We start from the raw sequence: 17,308 nt of genomic DNA on the forward strand, positions 1-17,308 counted from the left end.
CTCATTTTAATATCCCTGATTTTGTGGTTGCAAATTGGTATTTAACAGCAGTTCTGATTCTGGTAATGGAAGTAAGCTATCTGAATTTTGCCATGCTGGTTTTATTGGAGCCAATACCTTAGCTGCCTGCTTGGTTCTTTCAAGATCAAACCAACGATGCCCCATTTCGGTAAAAAACTCTAAGCTTCTTTCTTGAAGAATATCCTGTAACAAATCTTGCTGGGTGGTCGCTGAATTATCGATTAATCCTGCACGATTCCTCACTTTGTTAAGGTCTTTTTGCGCATCGATGAGATTGTTTTGATGAGCTCTCGCTTCAGCACGAATGAGATACTGCTCTTCCAGCCTGAATATAATGGAGTATTCCTGTGCAACGCCAGTATTTATATTCTGCTTGTACTTGTAGGGATGGTGCCATGTATTATTGCCAGTAGTTACACTTTTGAGCCAATGTTGCTTACGAAGATCGTTATTTTCAAAAGCATTTATCAGATTTTTACTAACGGCAACAACTGCTGGCGGACCACTTGTAAAAATAAAATAACGAGCCTCAATAGTATTTGCCCCAGCTATACCGGAATGCAGCTGCCATATTGTAGAGGAACTATTTTTTAAGAAGACCATATTAAGATCTCGTTCCATGCTATACAATGCGGTATTGTTTAAAACAGCTGTTGCTTCCCATTCAGCCATCTCCCATTGCCGCTGATATAAATATACTCTTGCCAGTAGAGCCTGTGTTGTTGCCTTGTTGACTCTAACCCTATTGGCTCCCAGATACTGATTAGGAAGAAGTTCCTTCGCTTCCTTCAGATCGTTCCTAATCTTATCGTACAAGATTTTAGAAGGCATTCGAAAAGCCTGAGAATTAATCAGGTAATCAGTAGTCGTAATATAAGGGATGTCACCATATAGATTAGTCAGGTAGAAATGCAACAAAGCTCTTATAAATAATGCCTCACCTCTTAATCTATCCCTTATTATACTATTAATGCCAGAAGAGTTTGACAGTCCTTCCAAAAGAGCATTGGTCGCATAAATCTGGGAATAACCGTTTCTCCAAAGGGATGCTATATAGTCATTAGACGGCATCAATGTATGATTGAAAAAACCATCCATCGGAGAAGTTGCAGCTCCATAATAAACAAGTTCATCAGAATACAATCCCATTAGCTGGCTGAGCCCATCCGCATTTCCTGAAATTAATCCGTTTTCACGTATTTTGGCATAAATGTTCATTAATGCTGCAGTTGCTGTCACTTCATCCTGATAAACCGCTTCTCCGGTTAATTGTGTTTGAGGCAGGTTTACTTCTGTAAAATCATCACAAGCACAGCCTGTTATTCCGATGATTATCATCCATAAAAACTTTAAATTTTGTGTCTTTTTCATAAATCTTAAATTTATTTGTTAGATGCTCTATATGATATCTTTCGTCAGTTCGCCAGCTCGGGTCGCCTTTTTACTTATCGGTATTGATCTCGCACTATTTTTTTTAATTGGTGTTTGATGCTGATTCAACTGCTTGCGCAAACTTTTTGATAATGACGGTTTCATATGAGGTTGTTTTTATTAAAAATCAAGTTGTACTCCCATAGTATATTGTCGGAGCGGTGGTAGGAATGAAGTAGATTGGTTTTCCGGATCTGCCCCCTTGTAATTGGTAATAGTCAACAGATTTTGTCCTTGTAGGTATATTTTTCCTGAAAAAGATTTTATCTGTTTTGAAGGTATCTTATAGGCGATGCTAATGCTTTTTAAGCGAGCAAAAGAGGCATCACTAAAAGCGGCATTGCTGCTGATATATCTATAATAGGCATCAACAGCTGCTGAATTAGCTCCCGTACCATAAAGTTGTATTTCCGAATTGTTACCGTTAGCCGGCCAATGATTAAGGGCATACAGAGGCATGTTTGACATCACGCCTGCGAAGCCCATGGCATATTTGTAATTTCGCCCCTCCTGTTTTACGAATTGGAAAAGAAAATCCATTTCCCAACTTTTATAATTGATAAGGTTTCCAATGCCACCGAACCATTTTTGAGATACATCATTGATGAATTGGCGGTCTGAAGGAGCACTAATTTGTCCATCATTGTCATAATCTTTAAATGTATAGATACCGCTAGAAGGGTCGATACCTAAATAATGAAAGCCTTTCAAAATGTTAACCGATTCACCAATTACATAGGTATTGGCATAAGTTGACTTTTCCAGACCTTTAAATTCCAGAAGTTTGTTTTTTGGGATGCTCAGGTTGAAAGTAGTTAACCAAGAGGAATTTTTATTCTTGAAGTTAACTGTCCGAAGATCTCCCTCGATTCCTGTGTTTTGTATGGTCGCATCCAGATTGGCCTGCATTAAAGAAAATCCTGTTGTTGCTGGTAATGGAATTCCAACCAACTGATTAGAGGAACGATTACGGTACCAGGCGGCTGTTAAAAATATCCTATCTTTTAGAAGTCCCAATTCAAGAGCTAACTCTAATTTCTTATTGGTTTCCCATCCAAAATGGGGATTGAATAGCCGTGTTGGTTGCAATCCAGTGACGCCATTATAGCTGTTGTTACTTATCGAATAAGTATCCAGAAACTGATAATCGCCTATCTGATCACTACCGGTAGTTCCGTAACTCCCCCTTAGTTTTCCAAAATTCAACCAAGGAGTATGTCTAACAACAAAATCTTCATTTGAAAACAACCAGGCTGCACCAACAGCTCCAAAACCTGCGAAGCGATTTCCTAAACCAAAACGGCTGGAACCATCACGTCTCCCGGTCAGGTTTATGATGTATTTGTCCTTTAGACTATAATTTATCCTTCCAAAAAATGCCTGATATCTGTATTCTGAAATTTGATTATTGGTAACTCTTAGCGTTGTGGCGGCTCCAAGACTATTGATTAGGCTGTTACTGGCAAAGCCAGTTCCTAAGATAGAATAGCGATCACTTTTTTCTGATTGAAAAGTACTTCCCAATAGTATACTTAATGTATTTTCCGACCATTGGTTTGTCCAGTTAATTTGTGGCTCTATAATCCATGAACTGCGTGTCCCATTGTTGAGCAAGAGTGTTGCACTGGCGCTTGTAACTCCATAAATAGGATTATATATCGTAGAAGGCGTTGTTCTGGTTTCCTTTAATTGGCTGTCATTATAACCCAGACTGGTTTTGAATTCTAAACTTGGCAACAGCTTATATGCTATCACTGAATTTGCAATGAGGCTAGCGGTATTGTTCTCGTATTGGCTTAAGGAATTGGCTAATGGATTCTGGAAAGTGCCATTTTCCCAATTAAGACTACCATCATCTTTATATAACGAAGGAGCATTGGGTGCTAATTTGTAAACCTGCGATGTAAGGTCGCTTGCCTTAATGGTATTTTTGTTGTTTGAATAGCTGACTGAAAGATTAACATTGAATTTTTCATCATCGGAACGGTGCGTCAAATTACTGTGCACCATTGCCTTGTTGTAATGGTCATCCCCTGGAAAAACAGTCGTCTCCTTATGGTATGTTCCGCTAATCAAATATTGTGTTGAAGTACTCCCTCCAGATAAGGTTGCCTGCAAATTGTTAAAGAAAGCAGTATTTCCTATAAGTTCCTTTCTCCAGTCTGTATAACGGGTTTTATCCCAAGTTCCATTTATGTCATAGGCATTGGCAGGGTATGAAGTAATACCATCATTGGCAAAGGCCTCCTTACGCATTTTAAGATATTCTCCAGTATTCATCATTTTCATGCCAGCTGTTACTTTTCCGATACTGCTATAGCTATGAATGCTTAACTTTGTTTGACCTCCGATTCCTCTTTTTGTGGTAATCAATATTACGCCATTGGCTCCCCTAGAACCGTAAATAGCAGTAGCATCGGCATCCTTTAGCACTTCGATACTGGCGATATCAGAAGGATTGATGCTGTTTAACGGACTGAAAGTGCCTGCCAATATAGCTCCAGAAGTTTGGCTGTCGCCTAATGATTGAGAATTGTATGGTACACCATCAACGATATATAAAGGAGAATTCCCTTCTGCCCGCAGACTGTTGATACCCCTGATTTGGACATTAAATCCTCCACCCGGCGCTCCTGTAGTTTGGCTAATACTCACCCCTGCCATCCTCCCCTGCATAGCTGCCAGCACATTAGTTACCGGTTGGGTCTCGATGTCTTTGGCCGTGATTCGGGCAATACTTCCGGTACGTTCCTTTTCTTTGACGGAATAGTAGCCGGCATTGATGCGGACTTCCTGCAAGGAGGTGATGTCTTCCTGCAATTGGATGTGGATGTTTTTGCGGTAGTTTATGGGGATTATGGCTGTTTTATAACCGATATAGCTTACGACTAAGGTGTCATTGGCTTTTGCTTCGAGGATGAATTTCCCATCAAAATCGGACAGGACGGCAAAATTGACGCGGTTTTTTATGGCGATGGTCACGCCGGGCAAGGGGTTTTTACCATCTGTTATGGTACCGCTTATTTGGTTTTGCTGTCGTTCAGACAGCTGTGGCCTCAGTAGCTTATTGGCTCGGGCTGGACTGCTGCTTAGTAGGAACCCGATAAGGATCAGGTAACATAAAGCGGAAGCTGTGTTGTGGAATGAATAATTTTGCATAATATTGGTTTAGTTTAATGAAACGTTAGTTTTGTTCTTCCATAGCCTTCTGTACTTATGCGCTAACACTGGACAGGAGGCTTTTGTTGTTTAAAGTTTTTATTCTATCATAGAAGTATATTTTAGTTAAAAATTGTTATTTGTTCTTTTGCCCGCGCGGCAGTCTGGCTCCTTCGCTAAAACAGTCCACCGGACTGTTTTTTAACGCTTGGCCCTATCGCCCAAAAAAGAACCAAAAAATGCTAGCCTGACTATTTTTATCCTGAAAATCTTCGAACGGCTTTTGCTATCGCGACCCCAGCCGCTCGTGCTATGCACTCGACTCGGGGGTCACTCCCTTCGGCCAAGGCTTAAATCCATTCTTCGATTTTCTGGGATAAAAATAGAAGGGCGGTTTAAGGATCCTAGTTCTTGCCTCTATATTGTTCAACCATAAATCCAAAGGCATATCAATGTTATAAAAGCTAGTATTAATGCGGCTTGTATTTGTTTGTAATATTTCATGTTATTTAGTAGGTTTTCGGTTGTCGGTTCTCGGTTGTCCGTTTTCTGTTATCAGTTTTCGTTTTTGGGTTTTGAGTTCGTTTTGTGGTTAGCTAAAACATCCTGCACCATTAATAAATTCAAATTAAATTAATGAGATCATGTGCTCAAAGGATCGTGCGGTGCAGGAGTTTTTTAGTTAGCTGTTATCGGTTATCAGTTGTCGGTTTTCGGTTGATTTCCGTCACTTCGAGTGATTTTATAAAATAGCGATAGCCTTTTTATAAAATAGTATCGAGAAGGCGGTTATCAGTTATCGGTTGTTGGTTGTCGGTTATCAGTCCCGATAGCTATCGGGATCGGTTGATTTCCGTTGAGCTCCGTCACTTCGAGTGATTTTATAAAATAGCGATAGCCTTTTTATAAAATTATATCGAGAAGGCGGTTCTCGGTTCAAATTTGGCATAGGGATTCCTGACCGGTTCAAAAAGTGTATTTTCCTGACTGGGATTATGTGGTTTAGTGACAGTAACCACGTTTAAAGCAAGGCGTTGTTTTTTTTAGGGGGGCTTTGTTATTTTATTCATGGGCTTTTATAGTTAATGGTTAATAGTGAGTAGTTAATCGTTTAAAGTTGGCATAGGTATTGCAGACCAGTTTAGAAAAGGGTATTTTCCAGACTGGGATCTTGTGGTTTAGTTATATAAACCACGCTTAACGCTAGGCGTTGGCTGTTTTAGGTGTGTAATTGTATTTTGGTCATAGGCATACGGGTTTTAGCGGGTTAAACTGCTGCGAGACTATGAAAATGAAGAAGCGGTGCTAAGAATGAAGTTGAGTGATGCCTAACTATTGGCCAAAAAAAAATGGCATGGAACTCAGCTTATCGTATCAGAGGTACTGGTATACCGGGGAACAATAAGTGAGCCCACGCCATGGGACGTGAGCATCTTACTTATCTTCTCGTTCCTTTAAATTACCAGTTTTCTGATACGAGATTCAAAGCGAATGCTTCAATTTTTTATATGAAGAGTCGCAAAATTACATTTTTACATGTAATTGTTAAACAAAGATAGAAAATATTTTATTCAATACAAATTTGTATCGAATAATTTAAATTATTTTCTCAAATTTTACTAAATGTTAGAAATTAATAAATTAAGACTTCAACTTATTAATATCCAGATAGGGTGTATATTTAGGTATGCTAGGTTAAAAAGAGGCATTTCTCAAGATGATTTAGGTTTGTTAATTGGATATTCCTCCACTATGATTGGAAGAGTAGAACGTTTTGAGAATTTTAGTGGCTGGGACAAAATTTATACAATTTCTGAGGAGTTAAATGAAAATTTCGACAAACTATTTATTTTAAAAACCGAATCGGAACTACTAGATATAGTTAGTGAGTCATTTAAATTGGAAGATAGGCTCAATCAAGATAAAATTGATTACTATGATTTTCTCAAAAAGACAATAAAAAACAACTTTACTTTATTGACAAAATTTAAAGATGCCTAGGCATCTTTTTTTATGCTCTATAATCAGGTTTTACTAGCGGTAAGACTACTGAAATACAAACTCACATAACTACGAAAAGTCTGCAACAAATAAAAAGTTCTCCGATAATTTGTAATAAAAATATTATTTATATATTTGGCAATAATGCGCTATTCAATAGTGATTATCTACTCTATTTTGGGTGTATAGCCGCTATAAGGTAGCGAGTATATACAAGTTAGGCACAATGCTAAAAAAACTCAACTAACATAACAATATTATATGAATGAAACTTTAGAGAAAATAGCTAACAATTGGAAACTAGAAGCAAAGCTTGAAGACAATAATAAGTATTTCTATTATTCAAGCGAAGTTGACAACATCATAAAAAAAGACAAATGCTACATAATAGGAAGAAAGGGATCGGGAAAATCAGCTATTTGTGAATACTTGATAAAACGAAAAGAACATAATGTTTTTTCAACAAAATTAAGTTTCAAAAACTTCCCTTTTAATGAGTTATATGGACTTGACAATCAAAAGTACACAGCTCCAAATCAATATATAACGCTTTGGAAGTACTTGATTTATTCAAATGTTTGTAGGCTGATGACAGCAAATGAAAACATTGATCAACAAATAAGAACCGAACTATCTAAATTATACCCGAAAAATGACGTAAAATCATTAGCTAGGACTATTAGTAATTGGACAAGTGCTGAATTTGGTGCTACAGTTCTTGGAAATGGAGGCTCATTAAAATTATCTAAAGAAAATAATGCTAATCCAATACCCTGGATAGACAAAGTAAATATTCTTGAAGATATAATCTTAAACTATTGTGATGATTCTGAGTATTACATTGTTTTTGATGAACTTGATGAGGATTATCGTCAAATTTCGAATGAACCAGATTCTCAACAGTATGTTTTTTTATTAACTAGTTTATTCAAGGCAGTTCAAGATATTAAATCAACATTTTTAGATACTCACAAAAAAGTAAAGCCTGTTGTTTTTTTAAGAGATGATATTTATTCTTTAATTAAAGACTCTGATAAAAACAAATGGCGTGACTATAAAATTGATGTTGAATGGAACGAAAAGAAACTTAAAGACCTATTAGCTTTTAGAATTTCAAAAGATTTTAATGAAAATATACTTCCACTCCCCTTTCAATCGGCTTGGGACAAAATTTTTCATCGTGAAACTATTGGTTTTGGAAACAAACAAGAGAAAAAAATACATTCCTTTGAATTTATAGCAAGAAGCACTCAATTAAGACCAAGAGATTTTATTCAATACATACAAGGTTGTTCTGAAGAAACAAACAACAAAAGATTCAATTTTATTAGAGAAGGTAACATAAAATTTGTAGACCGTGCTTTTTCAAATTATTTACGTGATGAAATTGTTGATGAAGTTTTTCCTGTACTTCCTGAAATTGAAGAATATATTCAAATATTTGCAAACATTAGAAAGTGGAACTTTACACTACAAGAATTTACAAATGAGTATAATAAGTATCTAAAAGCAGGGACAATTAAGGAAAAAAACATAGATTATGTTCTTGACACATTATATAATTTCAGCGTCATTGGAAACCAAAATAAGCATAAAAAAGAAATTTTTTATTTTAAGTATATGCACACAAATATGACATTTAACAGAACTGAGAACATTGTAATTCACAGAGGACTTTTCAAAGCATTGCAATTATAACACGAAGTACTGCCCCTAACAGCTAAGTTTTCGTTGCGTGCGTAGCACGAACAATGAAGGCTGTGTTGAACGGAACCGGTCACTGGTAGGTACTATGGAGTTATCGTAAAATTTTTAGAGGGATTTTGAAGAGGATTTAGTGTCCTCTTTTTTTTGGAGTAGTTTGAGCTTGGTTTTAATGTGTTTTCCCTCATTTCCGTTTTACCCCCGCCCTTATATTTTTAGACCAGAAAATCCGGGCAAGGATTTGAGCGTTGGCCGGCGGGAGTGACCCCCCGAGTCGAGTGTGAAACACGAGCGGCTGGGGTCGCGATAGGGAAATGCGCCCGAGATTTTCGGGATCAAAATATTGAGGCTTGATTTTTTTGTTACTTTTTTTATCAAGGAAAAAAGTAAAAATAGCTGCTATCCCCTACTCGTTCTAATATGTACGTCAAGCCATCCCTTATGGGGTTTACGATAAATGAATAAGAAGAATTTTATGAGGCCATTGCGTCTCTTTTTTTATGGCCTATAATCAGGATTTCTAGCAGTACAGCATTGAAATACAAACCCATACATGTATTTGAAGGGCAATTTGCAGGGGAGCCTTACAGTGTTGGTAGCGCTCAATCCGTTATGCGACAAGCGTTAAAAAAATCTGGATTATCTAAAAGCGATACAGTACATACCTTACGTCATAGTTTTGCAACTCATTTATTAGAAAATGGAACAGATATTAGATACATTCAAAAATTCCTAGGGCATGTCAGTATCAAAACCACCACCATCTATACCCATATTTCAAAAATAGCCACTGATAAAATCTTAAGTCCATTGGATCGTTTAGTTGATGAAAATAACAAGAAAAAACTGAATGAATAGTAGAAAACATCCAAAAAGATGTATATATTTGATGTTATAGGCAAGTTAGCAGTAATTTTAAAATTCGCGACCAAAACTAAACTTAAATGAAAATATTTATATCTCATAGTAGCAAAGACAAAAAATTTGTTAGACATTTAAAGGATTGTTTACTAGAAAACACAATTGAGACGTGGATCGATGAAGACCAACTTGATTTTGGCGATAGTTTAGTAAACAAACTAGAAAATGCCCTAGAAGAAACTTCTCACCTAGTGATAATCCTATCTCCTGCATCGATTGAATCTGACTGGGTAAATTTTGAGTTAAAAAAAGCACTCGAAAATCAGCGAACTGGATTAATACAAAAGATTATTCCTATCAAATATAGAGAATGCAAAATTCCAGATGAATTATCAGACTTGCTATATGCAGATTTATCAAATGAAGTTGTTCTTCCAACTGATAACAATAGAGTTAAATTTATTTCAAATGGTTTTGATATTTTTTTCTTGAACTTGGTAAGAGCCATTAAAAATTCAGCAAAAATCATTAACCAAGATGAGAAAAAAGAAATTATTAAATCGATAAAATCATCCGAAAAGGAAATAGAAATACATTCTAATTTAATTCACAGAGGAAATTATGAATTGGTTGGTTATGCGACACTTGAAGCGCGAATTAAATACCAAAATCTTATATTAAAATCAAACCCTCAATTTGAGGATATTGATGATATAAGACCAATACTTTTACCATTAAGTTTGAAGAAAATATTCACTCCTAAAATAGGGGACAAAATTGAGGTTGAACATGAATTGCCTTTCCCAACTTATGGGCATTTCGCTGGCTATCGAATTGATGATTTAAAAATCACAATAGATAAAAGAACTCGAAATGGAGCGGATATTGATGCAAGACACTTCTATCAAGTGGAAATCGATCCAGAAAAGAATTTAATAAAATTTGTGAATAAGATTAGATAAAAAAACACCCGCTAATAAGCAAGACTTCATGCGGTCTGCAAGACCCAGCAAGAAGTCGCTTATGAACGGAACTGCAGGTAGTTAAAAGTGAATGCAAATTTCGGTTTATCCCTTCCCTAAAGGGAGCCGAAAATGAGGGCGTGTGTCTTCTAAACTTGAAAAGCGCATTTGCTGCCGGGAAATTCCGGTGAGCTGTTACATTCTTAAATATACAACTTTTCTTTCTTTTATTTTATATTAAGTGTTATATTTGAAAGAAATAAACGGAAATTTTTTCACAGACTGACGTTAGGCAACATTTTAAACGAACATCTTGAGTAAAAAAACATGAATGGATTTAGACTTTATAGTTTAGAAATAGACAACAAATTAATTAGTACTGAAAGAATTGGATTAATTAATGACTTTGAATCTAGCGAATCTAATGACAACTATTTCTCTTTAATAATTGGTAATAATGGAACTGGAAAAAGTAGAATTTTAAGTGAAATAGCAAGATTTTTTAATAGTTGGAATACAAATACAAACCAACATTATTTATTTAAAGATTCTCATTTTGAATTCAATAAAATTCCATCTAAAATAATTGCTATAACAAATAGTATATCTGACAAATTCCCAGTTGACCAAAGTTTTAGACCATCCTTACACTTATCACACGAAATATATTACAAAGATTTTAAATACAATTATTTAGGCACAAGAAATAGTGTTAATAGCTTTTCAAATCGAGCATTAATGAATCGAGCTCTTGAAATAGTATTTGAAAGCTATTCTCAACTTGATGTTTCAAGAAATTATAGACACATTTTTGACTATTTAGAATATGAGCCAATAATTAAGTTGAATTACAAATTTTTACGTTCATTTTTTGAAACAATTAATGATGTAACTCCAAACTCGTTAGTAAGTTATGTAGAGAAATCCAATTCTAATCGCTTTTCTTACATGAGTGAGACCCTTTTAAATGTTATTAAACAAAGAGCAATCGAAATCTGTGATTTCATCAAAGATAAATTGCACAATGAAACTAGAGTACATGAGTTGACAATCAATTTTTCAGAAAAAAATATCGGTAGAATACGAATAGATAATTCACTATATAGCGAAAATGTTTATGAGTATGAAATAATAAGTATTTTAAGGAAAATTGGATTAATACGAACATTCGAAATTCAAGTATTTAAAAAAGGTGGGATGCCCTTTAATTTTAGAGAAGCTAGTTCAGGTGAAGCTAATATATTATCCACATTGTTATCACTTATCCCATTATTAAAAGATGATAGTTTAATTTTAATTGATGAACCTGAAATAAGTTTACATCCTCAATGGCAAACAAAATATATAGATTTGCTTAATAAAATCTTAGAAAATGTTGCTGGTTGTCATGTAATAATAGCTTCACATTCACCTTTTTTAGCATCCGATTTAAAACCAAATAACTCATCAGTCATATCTTTAAGAAATAGAAAAGGTATAATTTATTCTAAAACAATCGATAAATCAACCTATGGATGGTCTGCAGAAGATATTTTATTAAATGTCTTTGAAATGCAATCCACTCGTAATTTTGATCTTTATGAAAATGTTTCCAAAGCACTTGTTTTATTAGCAAACAATGATAGATCAGATCATGAATTGCTTAGAATTCAAAATAAATTACGAGAATTTTATCCTTCTATTTTGGATAAAGACCCTATGAAATCCGTTATTAAAGCTATATTTCAAGCAAATTCTAATGAGTAATAGAATTTTAATCCCATATAATTTCACAATATTAGAGACATCAATAATTGCTCAATATTTTAGTAGTCATTCTGATTGGACAAAACCAGTATTTGATCCAATAAAAGTTAATATTATTTCTCATTTGAGAACACAGCAAAATAATAGGTGTTGCTATTGTAAATATCAACTTGGTTTTGACATTAAACAAGTAGACATAGAACATATCGTTCCAAAGTCAGAATATGAAATTTTTACTTTTAAAGCTATAAACTTGGCATTAAGTTGTCCTGCTTGCAACACTAAGAAAAGTACTAAACCAGTTTTAAACAGTAGTATTGTAAATTATCCTTTGAACGGCACAAATTTTAAGATAATTCACGCTCATTATGACGACTATTCAAATCATATTGATATTTTCAATGATTGTGTATTCGTAGCAAAAACATCAAAAGGAAGTGAAACTATAACTTTTTGTGAATTATTTCGATTAAGTACAGTGGAGCAAAGAGCTAAAGCTTACCAAAAGACAAGTCCAACCTACCTAGAACAACTAGTTGGAGATTTAAAAAATGGAAATCCTCAAATTAAAAAAGAATTGATTGATATAATAAAAGATGCAATACGTTAAAAAAAACGTTTGTTAACAGCTAAGGGTTCGTTGGGCTTGAAAAGCCAGCGATGAAGCCTGTGTTGAACGGAACCGGAGGTTGTGAATGGTGAAAAGTAAGTTGTGAAAAGTGAGTGGGATTTTCGGTTTACCCCTTCCCTAAAGGGAGCCGAAAATGGAAACGTATGCCTTCTAAACTTGAAAAGCCTATTTTATCAAGAGAAATTCCGGTGATGTGTTGCCTTCTTAAAAATAAGAATAATCTTCTTTTTAAATTAGTATTTTATTATATTTGAGGGTAATGAAACGGAGGTTTTTCAGAGGTTGACGTTAGCAAACATTTAAAACAAAGAATACGCATATGAGAATATTTATTTCAGCTATTACATATTTTATATTATTTCAAACATACGCTCAAGATGATAAAGCTGTAAGTTGGATTAATGAAAATGCAATTAAAATTGAAGATGCAAATCCAGATACGAACCTTACAATATTCAATAATAACATCCCTCAAAAGTTTGCTGATGCAAAAATTTTCGGATTCGGAGAAACTACTCATCAAGGGAAAGAATTTTTCGATATAAAGGCTAAATTCTTCAAATATTTGGTTGAAACCCAAAATATCAAAGTGTTTATTATGGAGGATTCATACACTTCTGAAGCTGGAATAAACGAATGGATTAGTGGTGGGAAAGGAAATGCAGAAACTATTGCTAACAATTTTAGCATCGGATTTTGGTATTGCAAAGAAGTGGTCAATCTTTTGGAATGGATGAGAAATTATAACCTTAATAAAACTAAGGACGAGCAAATTCGCTTTTATGGTATGGACATTCAAAACGTAAAAAAAATCAATCAGGAAATACGAAGTTTAGTAAAAAAATATAATATTCCTGTAAGCGAAGAACTTCTTTTAGTAGTTGACAATTGTGTAGAAAAAAAAGTGGAATACGGTGTGTCAACAGATTGGGCAGAAATTCAAACTCCAAAGCTAAATGAAATTGAGAGTATTTTACTTGATTTTAGAAAAGCTATCAAAAACGAGAATATTGATGAGTTCAATTCAGCAATCAGAGCCTTGAATTATTTATCACAATATACCTACTACGTACAAAATTATTCTAGTAAAGTTAGAGATTTGAAAATGTTTGAAAATGCTAAATGGATAATAGAAAATAAATCAAAAAATGGGAAAGCTTTTATTTGGGCTCATAATGCACATATTGATTATAAAGGATTTGATAATCCTGGGAGACGAAACAGTGTTGATAATTTAGGAAAACATTTGAAAGAATATTATAAAAACGATTACTATAGTGTTGGGTTTGATTTTGGCACAGGTACACAAGCTGGTTATTTTTCCAACAAGGGCGAAAAGCCTAGTTGGAATAAAGTTGAATTAGATAGACCATATTCCAAAACTTATGCCGAAACACTTATTGAAGCAAAGGACGAAATTTACTTTATTGATATGTCTAAAGCTTTAGATGGTAGTTCCTCTAATTTCTTCAAAAAGAAATCTAAACAAATATTTGCAGGTGGCGGAGGTTTCAATCCAAGTAAAAAACATTTGTATCAAAAAAAGTTTTCAGAAATGTTTGATGGATTAATCTTTGTAAAAAATATTACACTTCCTACTAATAATTGGTTTGCCAAATAAACGTTTTACAACAGCTACGACAACAGATTTGGGCAATTGGCCTAATGGGAAGTTGGTTTGCCTCCGGCCGGTTCGGCTTTCAGCCTCGGGTTGTATTTGGAAGTTTTGCTTCGTCTGTTCGCTATCGCTCGGGTGGCAAATCCGAATAATAGACGTAGTTTAATCCCAAACCCGCTGTAGTGCCGGAACGTTATAGAGCATTTAAAAGACAAAAACAAACAATGAAACACTTAGCAACAGTATTTTTCCTTTTTTTGACAATCTTTGCAAAAGGACAAGACTTTAAAACGCTTAACGAAACAAATAGCGGTGACACAATATCTTCTGAAGAAGGAATTATTTATGGAAATTTTATTCAGAGACTTGGATTTAGTAGTGGCGGATTTCCACAAGATATTCGACTAATAAATATTGAGACTAAGGAAATTTTGGCATTTAGGGTTAAACCTACCTATAAATCAGCAAAAGAAAATACATTCATGTATTTTATTAAACCTGGTAAATATGCAATACTTAATTATTGGTGGACAAAAAGTACATGGTACGGGGGGAAATTTTTTACCGAACCAATTTTTAAAAATATTGACGTAACCGACAATTTTGAGCAAAAAATCAAATCAGGACAAATAAACCAAAATGAATTAGAACAATTCACGTTTGAAATAACAAAAAATTCATTAAACTATCTTGGAACTTGGCATTTTGACAAAGGATTTGTTTCTTTTACTGATGACAAAATACAATTTGATAACTTAGTAAAAAGTAAGTTCAAAAAACTTGATTTTTCAACAGCAACAACTATTCTTCCAAAATAATGGCAGAAAATAAACGCTCTATAACAGCTACTCCTATGTAAAGCATCATAAAGTTATTCACAACTTTTGAGAGGGTTATATGTTGGTTATTTTTCGAGTATAAAATTTCGCTCCAGCGGCTTGTTGGAAAAGTTGGAAACCAACTTTTTGCTTGTAATAGGCTTAGGCAGCAGCACTAACAATGTAAGCTGTATAGAAAGGAACCAAAAGCTGTGGAAAGTGAGTGGGATTTTCGGTTTACCCCTTCCCTAAAGGGAGCCGAAAATTTAAGACGTGATTTCTTTTAAGCCGCCCTTATATTTTAGACCAGAAAATCCGGTCAAGGATTTGAGCGTTGGCCGGCGGGAGTGACCCCCGAGTCGAGTGTGAAACACGAGCGGCTGGGGTCGCGATAGGGAAAACCGTCCGAAGATTTTCAGGACAAAAATATTCAGGCTTGATTTTTTTGTTACTTTTTTTATCAAGAAAAAAAGTAAAAATAGCTGCTATCCCCTACTTGTTCTAATATGTATGTCAAGTCATCCCTTATGGGGATTACGATAAATGAATAAGAAGGATTTTGAGAAGCCATTGCGCCTCTTTTATTATGCTTTATAATTAGGATTACTAGCAGTAAAACTACTGAAATTTACACCAATGTAGATACGAAAAGTCTGTGAAAAAATAAAAGCTTTTTAATAATTTGTAATAAAAATATTATTTATATATTTGATAAAATGTGCTACTTTATAGCGCCAATCTACCCAATTTTGGGTGTATATGCGCTAGTTTATAGCGAGTATAAACGAGTTAGCGATCATTGCTCCGTGGAAATCGACAAATTTACGTTAATGAGAAAGAAAAAATGAAACCTAATCTGCTTCTAAGCTACTGACGAAAATCGAGCGCAATTAATTGCACCCAACGGGTTTAAGTATATTATAAAACATTAATTATGAGTGATATTCAAGATTTAAATATAAAAAAAGAAGTATTACCTATTTTTGATTATTCTCTAAATTCATTCACTAGAAATAAAATCCTTAATTTATTAGAAACATCTCTTATAAGCGAAAGTCAAATTATTGAACGGCAAGATATTCTTAAAAGTTTCATTACTAATATAGAGCTATTTAAAAAATATTCATATACTGTTCTATATTTAAATGAAGTTCATTTTTTTCTAAATAATTTTAAAATCGAGCAGGTTGAAAGGAAATATCTTTTGTTTTTTAGCCCTAGTACAGACGAGATGTTTTTGAACAATAAAATCCATCAATTAATATTGTTTTTTCATAGGCTTGAATCTATTTGCTTTTTAAGACTTAATTTAAGAGATTTCCCTGAAACATATAGAACCGATTTAAAAAGAATTTTAACTTTTCTTTCTTTTTTCCAGTTAAATAAATATGAAAAAATTATTAGAGAGAAGAAGTGGAAAAATAAGGATAGTAAAGAAATAATAGCTATAATTTTAAAACAACAGTCAGAAAATAGGATCCAAACTTTTTGGCAAGATCTTTTTTTGTTTGAAAGCTATTTATCTATTAGTAGAGCTATTGTCGATAAAAACTTTGTTTTCCCTACTTTTGAAAAAAACAGTATAACTCTTAATGATTTTTATCATCCGCTAATTAAAAATCCGATTAAATATAGCTTTACATCTTCCACTAATGTTATTATATTGAATGGACCAAACATGTCAGGAAAATCAACTTTCTTGAAATCCGTTAGCTTATGTGTATATTTAGGAAATCTTGGTTTTGGAATTCCAGCATCAACAGCGAAAATTCCATTTTGTACTGATTTTTCAATAGGAATTAGTAAGCGTGATGATATTTTAAGTGGTTACAGTCTTTTTATGACAGAAATCATGAGTCTTAAAAATATTCTTTTGAAAGCAGTCGAAGGAAAAAGATGTTTTGTTGTTTTTGATGAACTTTTTAGCGGAACAAATATTGAAGATGCCTTGGAAATATGCACCACCACAATAAATGGTGTTAGTTTTTATTCTAATTCATTTTTTTTTATTTCTACACACATTCAAGAACTAAAAAATCTTACTAGTACTAATATTTCAACTTATTATTTAGACTGTGAGATAATTAATAATACACCTACTTTTACATATAAACTAAAAAAAGGGTGGTCAGAAATTAAGGTTGGAAGAATTTTATTTGAAAAAGCAGGTTTAAATAAACTATTAAATTCTAAAATTGAATCTATAATATAATTTGAATTCATTGTTGTCCGATAAAAAATTTCAGAAGGTTAATTTTTCTATATATTTAAGTGCTTAACTAGTGTGTCACAACAATCGCTAATTGAGTAGACGGCTCCGCCCCTAATGGAACGGAGTGCGCCTCTCACACCACCG

The 17,308-nt window shown here is 33.9% G+C and carries 11 protein-coding genes; 9 read left to right on the forward strand and 2 right to left on the reverse strand.

Annotated features, from left to right (window positions below; all coding sequences use genetic code 11):
• Positions 1 to 6 precede the first annotated feature (6 nt).
• The gene (locus LNP19_RS12535; RefSeq protein WP_230062254.1) at positions 7 to 1,392 is read right to left on the reverse strand and encodes a RagB/SusD family nutrient uptake outer membrane protein; all 1,386 of its coding nucleotides are present in this window, start codon (positions 1,390 to 1,392) and stop codon (positions 7 to 9) included.
• 180 nt (positions 1,393 to 1,572) lie between these two features.
• Positions 1,573 to 4,611 (reverse strand): SusC/RagA family TonB-linked outer membrane protein, encoded by a 3,039-nt coding sequence (locus LNP19_RS12540; protein WP_230062255.1) that lies wholly within the window; start codon positions 4,609 to 4,611, stop codon positions 1,573 to 1,575.
• Positions 4,612 to 6,234: 1,623 nt separating this feature from the next.
• Here LNP19_RS12540 and LNP19_RS12545 point away from each other — a divergent pair.
• The 9 genes from LNP19_RS12545 (at position 6,235) to LNP19_RS12585 (ending at position 17,164) form a co-directional block, all read left to right on the forward strand.
• On the forward strand, positions 6,235 to 6,612 hold the full coding sequence (locus LNP19_RS12545) for a helix-turn-helix domain-containing protein (RefSeq protein WP_230062256.1): 378 nt from the start codon (positions 6,235 to 6,237) through the stop codon (positions 6,610 to 6,612).
• Between the two features lie 261 nt (positions 6,613 to 6,873).
• Complete coding sequence (locus LNP19_RS12550; protein WP_230062257.1) at positions 6,874 to 8,310, forward strand: P-loop ATPase, Sll1717 family; 1,437 nt, start codon at positions 6,874 to 6,876, stop codon at positions 8,308 to 8,310.
• 540 nt (positions 8,311 to 8,850) lie between these two features.
• Complete coding sequence (locus tag LNP19_RS12555; RefSeq protein ID WP_230062258.1) at positions 8,851 to 9,174, forward strand: tyrosine-type recombinase/integrase; 324 nt, start codon at positions 8,851 to 8,853, stop codon at positions 9,172 to 9,174.
• Positions 9,175 to 9,260: 86 nt separating this feature from the next.
• Positions 9,261 to 10,139 carry a toll/interleukin-1 receptor domain-containing protein gene (locus LNP19_RS12560; protein WP_230062259.1) on the forward strand — a complete coding sequence of 293 codons (879 nt, stop codon included), beginning with the start codon at positions 9,261 to 9,263 and terminating at the stop codon, positions 10,137 to 10,139.
• Between the two features lie 327 nt (positions 10,140 to 10,466).
• Positions 10,467 to 11,885: an AAA family ATPase gene (locus LNP19_RS12565; RefSeq protein WP_230062260.1), complete on the forward strand. Its 1,419-nt coding sequence runs from the start codon at positions 10,467 to 10,469 to the stop codon at positions 11,883 to 11,885.
• On the forward strand, positions 11,878 to 12,495 hold the full coding sequence (locus LNP19_RS12570; RefSeq protein ID WP_230062261.1) for an HNH endonuclease: 618 nt from the start codon (positions 11,878 to 11,880) through the stop codon (positions 12,493 to 12,495). Before LNP19_RS12565 ends, LNP19_RS12570 begins: the two co-directional genes overlap by 8 nt.
• A 340-nt stretch (positions 12,496 to 12,835) precedes the next feature.
• Positions 12,836 to 14,137 carry an erythromycin esterase family protein gene (locus LNP19_RS12575; RefSeq protein ID WP_230062262.1) on the forward strand — a complete coding sequence of 434 codons (1,302 nt, stop codon included), beginning with the start codon at positions 12,836 to 12,838 and terminating at the stop codon, positions 14,135 to 14,137.
• Between the two features lie 221 nt (positions 14,138 to 14,358).
• A complete protein-coding gene (locus LNP19_RS12580) occupies positions 14,359 to 14,952 on the forward strand; it encodes a hypothetical protein (protein WP_230062263.1) in 594 nt (197 codons plus the stop codon).
• 934 nt (positions 14,953 to 15,886) lie between these two features.
• Positions 15,887 to 17,164: a MutS-related protein gene (locus LNP19_RS12585; protein WP_230062264.1), complete on the forward strand. Its 1,278-nt coding sequence runs from the start codon at positions 15,887 to 15,889 to the stop codon at positions 17,162 to 17,164.
• The last annotated feature ends 144 nt before the right edge of the window (positions 17,165 to 17,308 follow it).

This window comes from Flavobacterium acetivorans (assembly GCF_020911885.1).
GTDB classification, from domain to species: domain Bacteria; phylum Bacteroidota; class Bacteroidia; order Flavobacteriales; family Flavobacteriaceae; genus Flavobacterium; species Flavobacterium acetivorans.